The 16,516-nt window shown below is 72.0% G+C and carries 16 protein-coding genes and 1 pseudogene; 8 read left to right on the top strand and 9 right to left on the bottom strand.

What is annotated here, in order from left to right; all coding sequences use genetic code 11:
- Positions 1-10: 10 nt before the first annotated feature.
- Genes ABD844_RS39385 through ABD844_RS39370 form a run of 4 tightly spaced genes read left to right on the top strand, consistent with a single transcriptional unit; the run spans position 11 to position 3,913 of the window.
- On the top strand, positions 11-1,063 hold the full coding sequence (locus ABD844_RS39385; RefSeq protein ID WP_344890019.1) for an ABC transporter permease: 1,053 nt from the start codon (positions 11-13) through the stop codon (positions 1,061-1,063).
- Positions 1,060-1,941: an ABC transporter permease gene (locus ABD844_RS39380; protein WP_344890016.1), complete on the top strand. Its 882-nt coding sequence runs from the start codon at positions 1,060-1,062 to the stop codon at positions 1,939-1,941. Before ABD844_RS39385 ends, ABD844_RS39380 begins: the two co-directional genes overlap by 4 nt.
- Positions 1,938-2,912: an ABC transporter ATP-binding protein gene (locus ABD844_RS39375; protein WP_344890013.1), complete on the top strand. Its 975-nt coding sequence runs from the start codon at positions 1,938-1,940 to the stop codon at positions 2,910-2,912. The genes ABD844_RS39380 and ABD844_RS39375 overlap by 4 nt, the downstream gene beginning before the upstream one ends.
- On the top strand, positions 2,909-3,913 hold the full coding sequence (locus ABD844_RS39370; RefSeq protein WP_344890010.1) for an ABC transporter ATP-binding protein: 1,005 nt from the start codon (positions 2,909-2,911) through the stop codon (positions 3,911-3,913). Before ABD844_RS39375 ends, ABD844_RS39370 begins: the two co-directional genes overlap by 4 nt.
- A gap of 1 nt (position 3,914) precedes the next feature.
- On the opposite strand, the pseudogene ABD844_RS39365 reads toward ABD844_RS39370, so the two are convergent.
- Positions 3,915-4,393 (bottom strand): annotated as a pseudogene (locus ABD844_RS39365) (LuxR C-terminal-related transcriptional regulator).
- A gap of 72 nt (positions 4,394-4,465) precedes the next feature.
- Here ABD844_RS39365 and ABD844_RS39360 point away from each other — a divergent pair.
- Positions 4,466-4,690, top strand: a complete 225-nt coding sequence (locus tag ABD844_RS39360) for a hypothetical protein (RefSeq protein ID WP_344890007.1) — start codon at positions 4,466-4,468, stop codon at positions 4,688-4,690.
- Here the strand turns inward: ABD844_RS39360 and ABD844_RS39355 are convergent.
- On the bottom strand, positions 4,651-5,853 hold the full coding sequence (locus ABD844_RS39355) for an FAD-dependent monooxygenase (protein WP_344890005.1): 1,203 nt from the start codon (positions 5,851-5,853) through the stop codon (positions 4,651-4,653). The two genes, ABD844_RS39360 and ABD844_RS39355, sit on opposite strands and share 40 nt — an antisense overlap.
- A gap of 60 nt (positions 5,854-5,913) precedes the next feature.
- On the opposite strand from ABD844_RS39355, the gene ABD844_RS39350 reads away from it, so the two are divergent.
- The gene (locus ABD844_RS39350; protein ID WP_344890002.1) at positions 5,914-6,492 is read left to right on the top strand and encodes a TetR/AcrR family transcriptional regulator; all 579 of its coding nucleotides are present in this window, start codon (positions 5,914-5,916) and stop codon (positions 6,490-6,492) included.
- Between the two features lie 113 nt (positions 6,493-6,605).
- Here ABD844_RS39350 and ABD844_RS39345 read toward each other — a convergent pair whose 3' ends face one another.
- The 4 genes from ABD844_RS39345 to ABD844_RS39330 all read right to left on the bottom strand — a co-directional run bounded on the left by ABD844_RS39345 (position 6,606) and on the right by ABD844_RS39330 (position 9,820).
- Positions 6,606-7,253, bottom strand: a complete 648-nt coding sequence (locus ABD844_RS39345; RefSeq protein ID WP_344889999.1) for a maleylpyruvate isomerase N-terminal domain-containing protein — start codon at positions 7,251-7,253, stop codon at positions 6,606-6,608.
- A gap of 121 nt (positions 7,254-7,374) precedes the next feature.
- A complete protein-coding gene (locus tag ABD844_RS39340) occupies positions 7,375-8,103 on the bottom strand; it encodes a nucleotidyltransferase domain-containing protein (RefSeq protein WP_344889997.1) in 729 nt (242 codons plus the stop codon).
- Between the two features lie 68 nt (positions 8,104-8,171).
- Complete coding sequence (locus ABD844_RS39335) at positions 8,172-9,110, bottom strand: ribose-phosphate diphosphokinase (RefSeq protein ID WP_344889994.1); 939 nt, start codon at positions 9,108-9,110, stop codon at positions 8,172-8,174.
- A gap of 83 nt (positions 9,111-9,193) precedes the next feature.
- The gene (locus tag ABD844_RS39330; RefSeq protein ID WP_344889991.1) at positions 9,194-9,820 is read right to left on the bottom strand and encodes an HAD family hydrolase; all 627 of its coding nucleotides are present in this window, start codon (positions 9,818-9,820) and stop codon (positions 9,194-9,196) included.
- 127 nt (positions 9,821-9,947) lie between these two features.
- On the opposite strand from ABD844_RS39330, the gene ABD844_RS39325 reads away from it, so the two are divergent.
- On the top strand, positions 9,948-11,747 hold the full coding sequence (locus ABD844_RS39325) for an alkyl/aryl-sulfatase (protein WP_344889989.1): 1,800 nt from the start codon (positions 9,948-9,950) through the stop codon (positions 11,745-11,747).
- Here ABD844_RS39325 and ABD844_RS39320 read toward each other — a convergent pair.
- Positions 11,737-12,261, bottom strand: coding sequence for a hypothetical protein (locus ABD844_RS39320; protein ID WP_344889987.1), 525 nt, complete (start codon positions 12,259-12,261; stop codon positions 11,737-11,739). The genes ABD844_RS39325 and ABD844_RS39320 overlap by 11 nt on opposite strands.
- 51 nt (positions 12,262-12,312) lie before the next feature.
- Positions 12,313-13,731 (bottom strand): purine-cytosine permease family protein, encoded by a 1,419-nt coding sequence (locus ABD844_RS39315; protein WP_344889984.1) that lies wholly within the window; start codon positions 13,729-13,731, stop codon positions 12,313-12,315.
- A 168-nt stretch (positions 13,732-13,899) separates the two neighbouring features.
- On the opposite strand from ABD844_RS39315, the gene ABD844_RS39310 reads away from it, so the two are divergent.
- The gene (locus ABD844_RS39310) at positions 13,900-15,303 is read left to right on the top strand and encodes an MFS transporter (RefSeq protein ID WP_344889981.1); all 1,404 of its coding nucleotides are present in this window, start codon (positions 13,900-13,902) and stop codon (positions 15,301-15,303) included.
- 57 nt (positions 15,304-15,360) lie between these two features.
- On the opposite strand, the gene ABD844_RS39305 is transcribed toward ABD844_RS39310, so the two are convergent.
- On the bottom strand, positions 15,361-16,341 hold the full coding sequence (locus tag ABD844_RS39305) for an NAD-dependent epimerase/dehydratase family protein (RefSeq protein ID WP_344889979.1): 981 nt from the start codon (positions 16,339-16,341) through the stop codon (positions 15,361-15,363).
- Positions 16,342-16,516: the final 175 nt, after the last annotated feature.

Raw genomic sequence — 16,516 nt, 5'->3', positions numbered from 1 at the left:
AAGCACGCGGATGACCACTCCGCTGAAAGCAGCAGAGCCCGCCGTCCAGGCGGCGGGCCCTGGTGACGAGCGCCCCGCCCACCGCGGCACGCTGCGATACGCGTTGTCGAAGGCCGGTGGGGCGCTGTTCAGCATCGCCATGGTGATCGTCGGCACGTTCTTCGTGTTCCGGCTGTTGCCCGGCGACCCCGTGCGCAACCTGGCCCAGGGCCGCAACATGACCCCGGCCCAGCTCGACCTGGAACGGCGGCGGCTCGGCCTGGACAAGCCGCTGATCGACCAGTTCGTCGACTTCGTGGGCGACACGCTCCGGCTCGACCTGGGCACCTCGTACGAGTACAAGCGCCCCGTGCTCGACCTGATCGGCGAACGCCTCGGCCCGACCCTGCTGCTCGCCGGGACCGGGCTGGCCATCGCGGTCAGCCTGGGCATCTGGCAGGGCACCCGGGCGGGCTGGCGGCACGGCAGCCGCTTCGACCGCGTCTCCACCGGCGCGTCGCTGCTGCTGTGGTCGGTGCCGACGTTCTGGCTCGGGCTGCTGCTGATGATGGTGTTCGGCGTGGGCATCGGGCCGATCCCCGGCCTGTTCCCGTTCCGTGGCATCGAGAGCGTGGACGCGCCCGACGGGTTCGCGTACGTGCTGGACGTGGCCTCCCACATGGTGCTGCCCTGCCTGACCCTGGTGGCCGTGGTGTACGCGCAGTACCTGCTGGTCATGCGGTCGTCGCTGCTGGAGGAGGTCAGCCAGGACTACGTCACCGTGGCCAGGGCCAAGGGGCTGCGCGACGACGACGTACGCCGCCGCCACGCGGTGCCCAACGCGCTGCTGCCGACGGTGACGCTGGTGTTCATGCGCATCGGCTTCGTCGTCGGCGGGGCGGTCACCGTGGAGACGATCTTCACCTGGCCGGGCCTCGGCCAGCTCTTCTACGAGGCGGTCAGGGTGCCCGACTTCACCCTCATGCAGGGCACGTTCCTGCTGATCACCGTGGCCGTGATCGTCATGAACACGCTGGCCGACGTGGTCTACCACCTGCTCGACCCGAGAGTGAGGTCCGCATGACGGGGGTCGCCACGGCCCGCAGGCGGCAGGCCGTGGGCCGGTTCTGGACCGAGTTCCGCGGCCATCGGGCCGGCGTCGCCGGGCTGGTCGTGCTCGTCGTCGCGGTCGTGCTCGCGCTGGTCGCGCCGCTGTTCATCGACGACAGTGTGACCAGCGTCGTGGAGGGCACGGGGGAGCGCTGGGCCGCGCCCAGCCTTTCCGAGCCGTTCGGCACCGACGAGTCCGGCCGGTCGATCCTGCTGATGGTCTGGTGGGGCTCGCGGACGTCGCTGCTCATCGGCTTCCTCGCGGCGCTGCTCAGCATCGTGATCGGGCTGCTCGTCGGGATCACCGCCGGGCACTTCCGCGGCTGGGTGGGCGGCGCGCTGATGCGCGTGACCGACTGGTTCCTGGTGCTGCCGTCGCTGGTGACGGCGCTGGTGCTGGCGGCCATCCTGGGCGGCAGCACGTTCACCATCATCGTGGCCATCGGCATCACCACCTGGCCGTCCACCGCCCGGCTGATCAGGGCGCAGACGCTGGCCGTGGAGGCCCGGCCGTACATCGAGCGCTCCAGGGCGCTCGGCGGCGGCCACTGGCACATCACCACCAGGCACGTGCTGCCGAACGTGGCGCCGCTGCTGCTGGCCAGCACCACGCTGGAGGTGGCCAGCGCGATCGTCACCGAGTCGACCCTGGCCTTCCTCGGCGCCAGTTCCAACAAGACGTCGTGGGGCACCATGTTGCGGGCCTCCTACGACTTCGGCGCCGCCACCCAGGGCGCCTGGTGGTACATCCTCATCCCCGGCCTGGCCATTCTCGTCGTCGTCATGGCGTTCACCCTGGTGGGAAGGGCTCTGGAGGCCGTGCTCAACCCCCGGCTGAGGAGGGCCGCGTGAGCCTGCTCGAACTTGACGACGTGTCGGTGACGTACCGCATCGCCTCGGGCGAGGTGCCCGCCGTACGCGGGGTGTCGCTGACGCTGGACTCCGGAGCGGCACTCGGAGTCGCCGGCGAGTCGGGATCCGGCAAGTCGACGCTGGCCATGGCGCTGCTCCGGCTCCTGCCCCGGGACGCGCGCGTCGGCGGCCGGATCCTGCTCGACGGCGACGACGTGCTCACCATGAAGTGGGGCCGCATACGCGCCGTACGGTGGGCCGAGGCGTCCATCGTCTTCCAGGGGGCCCAGCACGGCCTCAACCCCGTACGCAGGATCGGCGACCAGATCGCCGAGCCGCTGCTCGTCCACGGCCTGGCCAAGCCTGAGGGGGCCCGCAGGCGCGTGGCCGAACTGCTCGAACAGGTCGGCCTGCCCGCCTGGCGGGCCCGCAGTTACCCGCACGAGCTGTCCGGCGGGCAGCGGCAGCGCGTGATGATCGCGATGGCGCTGGCCTGCTCGCCCCGGCTGATCATCGCCGACGAGCCGACCACCGCGCTCGACGTGATGGTGCAGGCCCAGGTGCTGACCCTGATCAAGGACCTGGTCGCCGAGCACGGCATCTCCCTGATCATGATCTCGCACGACCTGTCGGTGCTGGCCGACGTCTGCGACCGGCTCGCCGTCATGTACGCAGGCCGCGTCGTCGAGCACGGCCCGTCAGGCGAGGTGTTCCACGACGCCCGCCACCCCTACAGCCGGGCGCTGGCGGCCGCCTTCCCCACGGTCGGCGACCCGGCCTCGCGCATGGCGCCCAAGGGGCTGGGCGGCGACCCGCCCGACCCGATGCAGCTTCCCGGCGGCTGCGCGTTCCACCCCCGCTGCCCGGTCGCGCTGGACGGATGCGCGAGCCTGGACGTGGAGCTGTGGCCGGCCGGGCAGGACCGTACGGCCGCCTGCGTGCATGTCAGGGCCGAGGAGGAGGTCTCATGACCGAGACGCGCACCGCCGAGGAGGCGGTCTCGACCACCCGCCCGGCCCTGCTGGAGGCCCGCGACCTGCACGTGGAGTTCTCCTCGCGGGGCCGCCGCGCCCGCGCGGTCGACGGCGTCAACCTGGCCATAGGCGAGGGCGAGATCGTGGCCCTCGTCGGCGAGTCGGGCTGCGGCAAGACCACGCTCGCCCGCACCCTGCTCGGCCTCGAACGGCCCACCTCCGGCGAGGTCCGCTACGGCGGCGCCGCCCTGAGCTACACCTCCAAGGCGCTCAAGGCGTACCGGCGGCAAGTGCAGCTCGTCCTCCAGGACCCGACCGGCTCGCTCAACCCCCGGCACACCGTGTACGAGGCCGTCGCCGAGGGCCCGCGCATCCACGGGCTGCCCGACGAGCGCGAGGTCGTGGCCACGGCCCTGGCCAGGGCGGGGCTGCGACCGCCCGACCGGTTCTTTCTGCGCTACCCGCACGAGCTGTCGGGCGGGCAGCGGCAGCGGGTGGTGATCGCGGGCGCGCTCGCGCTGGACCCGAAGGTGCTGATCGCCGACGAGCCGGTGGCCTCGCTGGACGCCTCCGTACGCGGCGAGATCCTGGCCCTGCTGCTCAGGCTCCGCGACGAGCTGGGGCTGTCTGCGCTGGTCGTCACCCACGACCTCGGCCTGGCCTGGAACATCGCCGACCGGGTGGCCGTGATGTACCTGGGCAGGATCGTGGAGTCGGGGCCCGTGGAGCAGGTGCTCACCGCGCCGCGGCACCCGTACACGCAGGCGCTGATGTCGGTGCTGCCCGAGTCGCCCGAGCGGGTGGTGCTGACCGGCGAGCCGCCGGACCCGACCAGGATTCCCGGCGGGTGCCGCTTCCACGCCCGGTGCCAGGTGCTCGCCTCGGGGCTGGCGGCCGACGCCGAGGTGGACGGGCGGTGCCGTACGGAGCCGCTGGACATCCTGCCGGCCGTGCCCGAGGCGCAGGCGGCCTGCCACTACGCCGGGCTGACCTCCTGACCTAGCCGAGTTCGGCGTCGTGGACCAGGATGGCGGCCTGGACCCGGTTGGCCAGGCCCAGCTTGGCCAGCACGCGGCTGACGTGGGCCTTCACCGTGGCCTCTGTCAGGCGCAGCTCGCGGCCGATCTCGGCGTTGGACAGGCCGCGGGCCAGTGCCCTGATCACGTCCTCCTCCCGGCCGGTGAGCCCGGCGAGCTGCCTGCGGGCGGCCTCGGCGCGGGAGGGGACGCGCTCGGCGTAGGAGGCGATCAGCCGTTTGGTGACCGAGGGGGAGAGCATGGCCTGGCCGCCCGCGACCGTACGGACCGCTGCGGTCAGCTCGCGTGGCGGGTGTCCTTCAGCAGGAAGCCGACCGCGCCCAGGCGCAGGGCCCGGTGCACGTACTCGTCGAGGTCGAACGTGGTCAGCATGATCACCTTGGCCGGCTTCGGCTGCGGTTCGGCCAGGATGCGGGCGGCGGCGGGGCTGCCCCGCTGCACACGCCGGAGGGCGCGGACCAGTCGTGGAGCAAGGCGTGGCCCAGCCTGACGGGCCAGAAGCGGTGGCTCACGGTGACAGGGGCCGACCACTCGGCGTTCGTCGACTACGCGGTGCTCAGGAAGCCGCTGGGCATCCCCTCGCAGGAGCTCGACGGCACCCGGGCACTGGAGATCACCCGCGCCCACCTGGCGAGCTTCCTCGACCGCCACCTGCTGGGGAGGCGCACGCCCGTCAAGGACTACCCCGAGGTCACCGATCACTCGCGGCAGGCGGCGACGTCCTCCGCGGCCGGGTAGTCCCTGAGCGAGACGGCGTTCGCCGCGCGGGCGATCGGGCCGGCGATCCGCTCCACCATGCGCTCGCGGCCGGGTAGGCGTGGCATCAGCCGCAACATCGTGAGCTGGAACCACAGCGCCACCCGTGACCCGATCACCATGCCCTTGAGGTTGGCGGGCCCCAGCGCCTGGTTGGCCGTCACGAACGGGCGCAGGACGCGCTCGTACTCCTCCGTGCCGCCGCCCGTGGCCAGTTCGCCCGCCAGCACGTACGCGCCCACCAGCGCCAGGCTCGTGCCCTGTCCCGAGGCCGGCGAGGCGCAGTAGCCCGCGTCGCCCACCAGCACGACGCGGCCGGTCGACCAGCGGTCCATGTGGATCTGGGTGACCGAGTCGAAGTAGAGGTCCCCGGCCCCGCGCACCGCCTCCAGCAGCGCGGGGACCTGCCAGCCGGCCCCGTCCATGGCCCGTGCCAGGAGTTCCTTCTGCTGGGCCACGTCCCGGTGGTCGTGGCCCAGCGGCGGTGACGACCACATGAACAGGGCCTTGGCGGCGGTGTCCTGGCGCGTGCTGTAGACGTTCGCGGTGCGGCCGACGGCCGGGTGCACGGCCTCCGCGCGGTCGAGGCCCAGCGTGTTGGGCACGGTGCAGATCGAGATGTAGCAGCCCAGGTAGCGGGCGAACCGCGACTCCTCGCCGAACGCGATCCGCCGGGTGTTGGAGTGCGCGCCGTCGGCCCCGACGACCAGGTCGAACCGGCGCGGCCCCAAGTGCTCGAACGTCACCGTGCCGTCGTCGGCGATGCCGGTGATGGAGTCGCCGAAGACGTACTCGACGTCGTCGCGGGTCAGGTCGTACAGCAGGGCGTTGAGGTCGCCGCGCATGATCTCGACGTCGTCGTCCGTGCGCCCGCCGAACAGGTCGGCGTCCATGGCGGCCACGGGTCGGCCGCTGCCGTCGTAGTAGGTGGCCACGCGCATGCCGGTGCTCCTGGCCCGTACGGCGTCCAGCAGCCCCATGCGCTCGACGACCCGGAGGGCCGCGCCCCGGATGTCCACCTTGTAGCCGCCCTCGCGGATCGCGGGGGCCCGCTCGACGACGGTCACCTTGAAGCCGTGCCGCCGCAGCCAGTACGCCGTCGCCGTGCCGGCGATGCTCGCGCCGGAGATGAGGATGTTCTTCATGACCCTGACGGTACAACTGTCTCAGACGCTTGTCTAGGACGAATGTGCTAGCCTCTGGGCATGGGAAACAGGGAAGATCTGCTGGCCGGGGCGAAGCGGTGCCTGATCGAGAAGGGTTACTCGCGCACGACGGCCCGCGACATCGCCACCGCCTCCGGGGTGAGCCTGGCGGGCATCGGCTACCACTTCGGCTCGAAGGAGGCGCTGATGAACGAGGCGCTCTTCGAGGCGATGCAGGAGTGGGGCGACGAGCTGGCGGCGACCCTGGCCGCCGACGTCAGGGCGGGCGCGGCGCCGCTGGAGCGGTTCGAGGCGGCGTGGGACCGGGTGGTCGAGTCGTTCGCGCGGCTGCGTCCGCTGTGGGTGACGCAGTTCGAGCTGCTCGGGCAGATCGACCACGTGCCGGAGGTGCGCGAGCAGCTCGTACGCGCCATCAAGGAGGCGCGGGCGGGGCTGGCGGAGCTGTTCGAGGGGGTCGAGCAGGGCGCCGACCCGGAGCGCGAGCGGCTCACGGGCACGGTCTACCAGGCCATGCTGACCGGTTTCCTGTCGCAGTGGCTGCTCGACCCCGACAGCGCGCTGTCGGGCAGCGAGGTCGTCGCCGCCCTACGCCTGATCGTCTCCCAGCCCCAGCAGTGAGCCAGGGCGGCCTCACGGACGTCCCGGCCCGACCGAGTGCGCCCCTCCTGCGGGGGGCGCCGCACTGACTCGCGCGTCGCCTTTCCGTGATCTGGGCGCCTCGGGGGCGGAGGTCAGAAGGCGCTGATGGTGGCCGGGGCGCGTTCGGCGCGGCTCAGTGTGCGGATGACGGCCGTCGGGCCGTGGCGGTGTACGGCGAGCCGGGCCAGCAGTTCGACCACCGGTACGATGACCGAGTCGGGCAGGGCCGGGGTCTCCACGCCGACGCTGGCCGCCAGGTCGTCGGAGTGTACGACCAGCTCCACGAGCCTGGTCAGCAGGAAGTCGTCCAGCCGCAGCGACCAGCCCGACCACGGCAGGAACACGACCCGGTCCGCGGGCTCGGCGGGCAGCGCGGCGCTCAGCATCTCCAGCAGCGCCTGGGCCCGCTCGACCAGCACCGCGGGCCCGGCCGCCGCGGCCGTCTCACCACCGCGCCGGATGCTCAGGTTGCTCTCGTGGTCGAGCCCGGCCTGCACCCACGGCGAGCGCGAGAAGTGCTCGATGAGCGCGATCGGCTCCTGGGCGGGCCCGTCGGGCGCGGCGGGCGGGAGCACGTCGGCGGCTCTAACGAGCTGGTGAGCCAGGTGTCCGGCCAGTCCCGCGACGCTGAACTCCATCAGCGCGCTCGGCTTGTCCCACGACGCCGCCACGGCCGGGTCGTTCAGGAGCGACACCGCCGAGGCCGCGGCCACCAGATAGGACTGCCTGCTTTCCCCCATTTGCTGCCCTCTCCCGGGTTTAGGTTGGCGCTAACACTATGCACCTAACAATCCAGCCGCGCATTGCCATCCTGGCTGGTGAGACGGGGGATGGTAGGCGGCCCCCGCGCATTGACGGGGCTCAGGCGAGGGCGCGTCTGATGGCGGACCTCACGAAGGCACGCGCCAGGCGCCCCCTCCTGAACCGGCTCAGCACCGGGGGCGGGGTGCCGTAGCGGCGGGCGCGGATGTCGGCCACGACCGTCTCCGGGGCGCCCAGCTCGGCCAGGACGTCCAGCGACTCCAGCTTGCTGATCAGCCGTCCCTCCCGCAGGGTCACCGTGGCCCTGGCGACCGTCATCATGCCCAGGTCCACCCAGATGTCCTGTAACCAGCGCCGCCGCGCCTGGGCCTTGACCAGCCAGTAGTCACGCAGGTCCGTACGGATGAACCGGGCCAGCTCCTCGTCCGACACGGGCGGCAGCAGCTCGGCCGGCGGAGGCCCGTACAGCACCCGGGCCCCCTCGTGCAGCTCGCGACGCGTGACCGCGGTGACCGGACGGCGGAAGATGCGCCCGTGCGCCCACGTGATGTGCTCGCCCGCGAGGTCGTCCAGCTCCTGCCTGGCCATGTAGGAGCAGTGCAGCAGCTCCGCCGGTGGTAGCCGCAGCCTCCTGTGCACGGCCTTGATCCGCCGCCAGTGGTCCATCGTCGCGGGGGAGTCGAGCACCGCGATCAGGTCCAGGTCGCTGCGTTCCGGCTGGTAGTCGCCGGTCGCGAGCGAACCGTGGGCCCAGAGCGCGACCAGGGGTACGGCCGGTCCGACGCTGTCGAGAAAGTCCTTCAGCAGGCGTTCCGTCGCTGCGTGCATGCACGCAACTATGATCGATTCGCGGCGGTCATGGAAGGTCGCGCGAGGTGGGCGCCGGGCGCCGGGTGTCAGGGGGTGCTGAACAGTGCACTCACCGACTCGCCGTCGTGGATGCGCCGCATGGCCTCGGCCAGGGCGGGCGCGATCGACAGCACGGTCAGCTTGTCGCTGGGCTTGGGCGGCGGCACGGTGTTGGTGCAGACGATCTCCTCGACCTCGGGTAGCGCGCTCAGCCGCTCGATCGCCCCGCCGGCGAACAGGCCGTGCGTGCAGGCCACGCGTACGGACCTGACCCGGCGCTCACGAAGCCGATCGAGCAGCTCGATCACCGTGCTGCCCTTGGCGATCTCGTCGTCGAGGACGATCACGTCTTTGTCCGCCACGTCGCCGATCACCGAGCTGATCACCACCCGGTCGTCGCTGAAGCGCTGCTTGGCGCCCATCGCGACGTCGGTGCCGAGCAGCCGGGCGAAGTGCGCGGCCTCCTTGGCGTTGCCGAGGTCGGGGGAGACAACGACCGTGTTCGACAGGTCGTAGCGCTGGAAGTGGGCGGCCAGCTCACGCAGCGCGTGCAGGTGGTCGACGGGCACGCTGAAGAAGCCGTGGACCTGCGGCGAGTGCAGCGTCATCGCCAGCACCCGGCTCGCGCCCGCGGCCACCATCAGGTCGGCCACCAGCCGCGCCCCGATCGAGATGCGCGGGGCGTCCTTCTTGTCGCTGCGGGCGTAGGCATAGTGGGGGATCACCACGGTCGTGCGGGCCGCGGAGGCGCCGCGGGCGGCGTCGAGCATCAGCAGCAACTCGACGAGGTGCTCCTGCACGGGCGGGACGAGCGGCTGGATGAGGAAGACGTCGCGCTCACGGCAGTTGGCCTGGAGCTGTACTTCGAGCACGTCGTTGGCGAAGCGGTTGAGCCGGACGGGGTGTAGTGGGGTGCCCAGGTGGGCGCAGATCTCCTCAGCCAGGTCGGGATGAGCACTGCCGCTGAAAACCGTGATGTCTCGCACGATTCCCAAATCGTAGCCACCAGGGCCGACTTTCTCCGAGAGCGACCCCCGGTGCGGGTCGTCGGCCCCGCTGGCACAAGGGTTCATGAGAGCGTCTCCGGGGTGAGCGCGTCGAGGCCGGGCAGCACCTGCCAGGCCAGGGCGAGGGCGTCGGGCGCGGGCGGGTAGCGCGGATGCGGTACGGCGATCACGCGCATGCCCGCCGCGTACGCCGAGCGCAGCCCGTTGCTGGAGTCCTCGACCGCCACGCAGCCGCGCGGACTGATTCCCATCCGCCGGGCCGCCTCCAGGTAGCCGTCGGGCGCGGGCTTGCCGCGCGCCACCTCCTCGGTGGAGACGGTGGCCGCGAAGCACCGCGTCAGCCCGGCCCCGTCGAGCACCACGTCGATCAACCGGCGCGGGGACGAGCTGGCCAGCCCCAGCGTGACCTGCTCCGACAGGCGCTGCACGGCCTCCACCGCCCCCGGCATCAGCGGCACCCCGTGGCGGTAGCGGGCCGCCATCTGCTCGACCACGCCGCGCGCGATGTCGGCGGGCGCCAGGCCCACCCCCAGCTCGTGCAGGTACGCCGCCCACTCGGCGGTGCTCATGCCCATGAGCCTGGACTGAGTGTCAGGCTGCCACGTGCCGCCGTGGTCGGCGACGAACGCCCGGCGTACCTCCTCCCAGACCGGCTCGGAGTCCACCAGCACACCGTCGAGGTCGAACACGCACGCTTCCACCCGACCAGCCAACCACATCCGCCCCAGAGCGCAGAGGGGATGGCCTTGCTGGAGATTCATCCTATTTGAGCGTCTATTGAGCTATTTGCCCGGATTATGGGGAAGTCGGCTAGGCATGGCAGACCTTCCATTTCACGACCGGGGTGACTTCGACGACGCGGACCGCGGGTTCATCGCCAAGCTCACCCCCGCAGTGATCAGAACGGTGGACGGCCGGGTCGTGTGGGACAACGACTCCTACGACTTCCTCCAGGCGGACTGCCCCGACACGGCCCATCCCAGCCTCTGGCGCCACGGCCGGCTCTGCGCCAGACAGGGCCTGTACGAGGTCACGAACGGCATCTACCAGGTACGCGGTCTGGACATCTCCAACATGACCCTGGCCGAGGGCGAACGCGGCGTCGTCGTCATCGACCCGCTGATCTCCACCGAGTGCGCCGCCGCCGCGCTCAAGCTGTACCGGGCCCACCGCGGCGACCGTCCCGTCACCGGCGTGATCTACACCAACGCCCACGCCGACCACTTCGGCGGCGTACGCGGCGTGCTCCCCGCGACCGGCGGCGGAGTGCCGATCCTGGCCCCCGCCGGGTTCATGGAGCACGCGATGACCGAGAACGTCTACGCGGGCCCCGCCATGAACCGCCGCGCCGTCTACACGTACGGCCCCGCCCTGCCCCGCTCGCCGGAGGGCCAGATCGGCGCCGGACTCGGCATGACCGTCTCCACCGGCACCATGTCGCTCGTCCCGCCCACGGTCGAGATCGTGCGTACCGGCCAGGAGGAGACCGTCGACGGCGTCCACATGGTCTTCCACGTCACCCGCGGGTCCCCGGAGATGACCTTCCTCCTGCCCGGCCACCACGCCCTGTGCCTGGCCGAGAACGCCACCCACAACCAGCACAACGTGCTGCCCCTGCGCGGCGCCGCCGTCCGCGACGCGCGGGCCTGGGCGCGCTACCTCACCGAGACCGTCTCCCTGTTCGCCGGGCGGGCCGAGGTCGCCTTCGCCTCGCACCACTGGCCCACCTGGGGCCGCGAACGCGTCGAACGCTTCCTCGGACAGCAGCGCGACATGTACGCCTACCTGCACGACCAGACCCTGCGCCTGCTCAACAAGGGCCTGACGGCCGTCGAGATCGCCGAGACCGTGCAACTGCCGCCCGAGCTGGAGCAGGTCTGGCACACGCACGGCTACACCGGCTCGCTCAGCCACAACGTCAAGGCCGTCTACCAGCGTTACCTGGGCTGGTTCGACGGCAACCCGGCGCACCTGTGGGAGCACCCGCCGCGCGAGAGCGCCCTGCGCTACGTCGAGTGCCTCGGCGGAGGCGCGGCCGTGGTCGCCTTCGCCCGCCGCTACGTCGACGAGAACGACCTGCGCTTCGCCGCCCAGCTCCTCAACCACGCCGTCTTCGCCGACGAGGGCAACAAGGAGGCCCGCGACCTGCTGGCCGAGGTCTACACCAGGCTCGGCCACGGCGCCGAGAACGCCACCTGGCGCAACTTCTACCTCATGGGCGCCCTGGAACTGGCCGACGGCATCGTGCCCGCCGCCCTGGAGCCCGCCGCGCCCGACCTGCTCGCCGCGCTGACCGTGGAGCAGATCTTCGACTCGATCGCCATCCGGGTGGACGGCCCCAGGGCCTGGCACGAGCGGCTGGCCATCGACTGGCACCTGACCGACCTGGGCAGGCGTTACCGTACGACGCTGTCCAACGGCGCGCTCATCCAGCAGGCCGACCCGCGCGACGAGAGCGCCGACCTGACCCTGCGACTGACCAAGGCCCAGCTCGTCGGGCTGCTGGCGGGCAAGGGGGTGGAGGGGGTCGAGCGCGAGGGGGACACGACGGTCTTGCGGCGGCTGGTCGCCGTACTGGACCGCCCGGTCCCGGACTTCGCCGTCGTCACCGCCTGACCGCCCGCCCGGCTCTCCCGCCCGGTGGCAACTCGTACTCGTGGTGACGCCGCTCCATCTCGGCGCGCAGCGCCCGGCAGGCGAGCGCGAGCAGCGTCACCACGAGCGCCGCGACGCCTGGACCGACCAGCAGCGGCACGGCCAGCTCACCCGCGTGCCAGGCCGCCGCCAGCGTCGCCGCCGACGTCAGCACCGCCACCCCGAACATGGCCGCCCACAACGGCAACACGTGCAGGTACGCGAACAGCAGCGGGAACGCCAGCCACACGAACGGCGGCGCCGCCACGGCCAGCACGGCCCACCCGGACGTCACCAGGCCCAGCCACAACCCCCTGGCGAACCGCCGCCGCCCCTCGATCGCCGGACCCGCCGCGTACACCAGGCCGAGCAGCACACCGCCCACGGCCACGGCCGTGCGACCGTCGCGCCACGCGCCGACCACGTCGATCGCCAGCAGCACGCACGCGGTGACCGGCGCCGCCCACTTCAGCAGTCGCAACGGAATGTCCATCATGGCTCACCAAGAGTAACCCGAGGCGGGCTCCGCGAGGCGCAGCGGCGAGGCTCAGGCCCGGGGGGACGGGGTCGTGCGGCGGGTGACGGCCGTGATCACGAAGTAGAGGAGCCCGGCCAGCGCGAGCGCCACGACCACGCCGATGTTCGCCGACCCGAACGTGCCGGACCTCATCCCGTCGCTCATCAGGAAGCCGACGAACGCGGCGATGTTCGGGTCGGCCGAGGTGATGAGCCCGAGACCGACGGCCGACGCCACGACCAGCGACGCCACGCCGGGCCAGTTGAGCGCGGGCGCGTCCGGGCGTAGCAGCCGCTCGTCGTACGTCCTGCCGCCGCCCCGCAGCCGCCACATGTCCACCAGGAAGATCGCGGCCCAGGCCGCCATCACCACGCCCACGACGGCCAGGAACGCCTGGAACGTGGCCAGGAAACTGGTCGAGACGAACAGCAGGTAGTAGCCGCCCAGCACCATGAGCAACCCGTCGATCAGCACCGCGTGGTGCCGCCTCACGGGCACGCCCAGCGCCAGCATCGACAGCCCGGAGGAGTAGATGTCCATGATGGCCCCGGCCAGGAAGCCGCCGATGGCGGTCAGCAGGTACGGCAGCAGGAACCAGGTCGGCAGCGCCCCGGCCAGCGCCGCCACCGGGTTGGCGCCCGCCGCCTCGGCCAGCCGGGGATCGCCGCCGGTCAGCAGCACGCCGAACACGAGCAGCACCATCGGCGGCAGCGCGCCGCCGAGCGTCGTCCACAGGGCCACCGAGCGTGGTGAGGAGGTCGCGGGCAGGTAGCGGGAGTAGTCGGCGCCGCAGTTGACCCAGCCCAGGCCCAGCAGCGTCATGGCGAAGACGATCCCGCCCACCCAGCCGCCGGGTCCGGCCGTGGTCTCCAGCGAGCCGCCGAGCCTCGGGACCATGAGGACCAGGTAGACGACCGTCAGCACGACGAACACGTACGTGAGGTAGCGCTGGACGACCATGATCATGGCGTGGCCGTACACGCCGACCGCGATCACCGCCACGGCCGCGACGGCGAAGCACACGGCGGTCGTGGTCGTGACCGGGATGCCCGGGGCGATCCGCTTGAGGATCTCCGCGCCGCTCTGCGCCGCCAGCGTGACGAGCACGATCTCCCAGCCGACGTTCGAGACGTAGGACAGCAGGGTGGGCAGCTTGTTGCCCTGGTAGCCGAACGGCGCGCGGCCCAGCGTCATCGTGGGCACGCCCGAGCGCGCGCCACCGACCGCGACCAGGCCCACGAGCAGGAACGACAGCGCGTACCCCAGGGCTCCGACGATGATCGCGGGCACCACGCCGAGGCCCAGCCCGACGATGTAGACGCCGAACGCGACACCGAACAACGACAGATTGGAGCCCGCCCACGGCCAGAACAGGTCGCGCGGCCGACCGCGCCGCTCGCCTTCCGGGACCGCGTTGATGCCGTTCTGCTCGACCGCCATCGTGCCCATGATCGGACGCTACTCCGCTTTCGTCCCGAAACGAAGACCACCGTTCGTCCCTGCGGGCCGACCACCCGGGAGCGGGGCGGCTCGCGCGGGCGGGGCGGTAAAGAAGCCACCGGTGGGCGATATTTCCGGATCTGACGGGCATCATGTGCGCAGTGCGGCAAGGGGGTGATGGGGGCGTCCGGGTCCGACACGCGACGGCGCGCACTGGCCGTGTGCCTGGTCGCCGCCTTCATGACGGGGCTCGACGTGAGCATCGTCAACGTCGCGCTGCCGTCGATCCGCCAGGGCTTGCACGCCACGGACGATGGCCTGCAGTGGATCCTGTCGGGGTACGCCCTCACATTCGGCCTCCTGCTCATCCCGGCCGGACGACTGGGGGACGCCCGGAGCCGTCGCACGGTCTTCCTGTGGGGTGTGGCGTTCTTCACGCTCTCCAGCGCGACCTGCGGCTTCGCCGGGGAGATGAACACGCTGATCGTCTCCCGCCTGGTGCAGGGCATGGCGGCCGGGATGCTGAACCCGCAGGTCTCGGGGCTGATCCAGCAGATGTTCCAGGGCTACGAACGCGGCCGGGCCTTCGGCGCGCTCGGCGCCACCATCGGCGTCTCCACGGCCGCCGGGCCGCTGATCGGCGGCGCGCTGGTGACCGTGTTCGGGGCGGACCACGGCTGGCGCTGGGTGTTCCTGGTGAACCTGCCGATCGGGCTCGTCCTGCTGCCGCTGGCCTGGCGGGTGCTGCCGCGTCCGCAGCTCGTGCACCGGCGGCACGAGAGCATGGACCCGGTCGGCGTGCTCCTGCTCGGCGTCGGGGTGGCGGGGCTGCTGCTGCCCTTCATCCAGCGCAACCAGTGGGAGGGGAACGCCAAGTGGCTGCTCATTCCGGCCGCGTTGACGGTGCTGGCCGGGTTCGTGACGTGGGAACGGCTCTACCGGCGTGAGCCGCTGGTGAACCTGTCGCTCTTCCGTAAAAGGTCGTACCGGCTGGGTACGGCCATCGCGCTGTTCTACTTCGCCGGATTCACCGGCATCTTCTTCATCTTCACGCTGTACCTGCAGAGCGGCCACGGCTACAGCGCGCTCATGGCGGGGCTGGCGATCACGCCGTTCGCGCTCGGCTCGGCCTCGGCCGCCGCGGTCGGGGGCCATCTCGTGTCACGGTTCGGACGGCGGCTGGTGGCCGTGGGGCTGACCATGGTGATCGTGGGGCTGCTGGCCACGATGGTCGCCACCGAGCTGGTGCCCGGCCGGGCGGCGGGGCTGGCGACCGCGCTGCCGCTGCTGGTGGCGGGCATGGGCAGCGGCCTGGTCATCTCGCCGAACCAGGCCATCACGCTGTCGGAGGTGCCGCCCGCGGGCGGGGGCAGCGCGGCCGGGGTGCTGCAGACCGGGCAGCGGCTCGGGTCGGCCATCGGGATCGCGGCGGCGGGCACGACGTTTTTCGGCTCGCTGGGGGGCGGCTGGGCGGTGGCGTTCCGGCACGGGCTGGTCGTGGTGGTGGCCTCGGTCTGCCTCGCCCTCGCCGCCGCCCTCTACGACCTCGTCCGCACCCGGCACGACCCGCCCCGCCCGTGACCCGCCCCGCCTGTGACCCGCCCCGCCTGTGACATGGCCCGCTCGTGACGTGGCCCGTTATGCCAGGAGCTGCGCCTCCACCGCCGGGTCGAGCCCCTTGTTGGGCCGGTCGGGCCGCATGGGCGCCTTTCCGCCGATGCTGCGCAACCAGGCCCACGTGTCGGCCACCGTCTCCGACACCGGCCGCAGGCGCAGCCCGGCCGCCACCGCCTTGCCCACCTCACCCCCGTGCATGAACGCGTAGTCGTCGCCCACCAGCCAGATCGGCAGCTCGATCCACGGCTGCACCCCGGCCGCCAGCAGCCGCTCGGGCTCGATCCAGCGCAGCTCGGCGTCGGACCCGGTGACCTTCACGCACTCTTCGAGCAGCTCGCGCATCGTGGTGAACTCCGGCGGGCTCACCACGTTGAACGCCCCGCCGACCCCCCGCGCCCCCGCCTCCAGGCACCACACGGCCAGGTCACGCGCGTCGACGTACTGCAGCCCGAGGTCTCCCGGCGCCGGGGCGACCACCGGACCGCCCTGCGCGATCCGGGTCAGCCAGTAGGGCAGCCGCCCGACGTTCTCGTAGGGCCCGAGGATCAGGCCGGCCCGCGCCAGCAGCGCCCGGTCGCCGAAGGCGGCCACGGCCGCCAGCTCGGCCCCCGCCTTGTTCCTGGCGTAGTCGCTGTCGTCGCTCTCGTCGGGCGAGGACGCCACCACCGGCGCGCTCTCGTCGGCGCCGTACGGCACCGGGTCGGCGTAGACCGACCGGCTCGACACGTAGACGTAAGAGCCCGCCCGCCCGGCCAGCAGCGCCGCGGTGTCCCTGACCGCCGAGGGCGCCCATGACCAGGTGTCGACCACGACGTCCCACTCGCCGCTCTCCAGCGCCGCCAGCCCGCCGGGCGCCGCCCGGTCGCCGCGCAACGCCGTCACCCCTTCCACCGGCGCATGACTGCCCCGGTTGAACGTCGTCACCTCCCACCCCAGCGCCAACGCCTCGTCGACGACCGCCCTGCCCACGAACTCCGTGCCGCCCAGCACCAGAACCTTCATGGCGTCCACCCTGCCCCCGGCGCTCCTCGCGCGGAAGGCGTGCACGCCGTCAGCGGAATCGCCACGAGCGAAAGGAATACGGAGCGTATCCACAATTCGGCAGGTCCAACCCCGTGGGCCCAGATCAACTCGCTAAACGTGGCCGGCCTGCGCCCGGGGTAGATGTTACGGACGG

The organism is Nonomuraea antimicrobica (genome assembly GCF_039536965.1).
GTDB lineage: Bacteria > Actinomycetota > Actinomycetes > Streptosporangiales > Streptosporangiaceae > Nonomuraea > Nonomuraea antimicrobica.
This window is presented reverse-complemented; position numbering and strand designations above follow the sequence as displayed.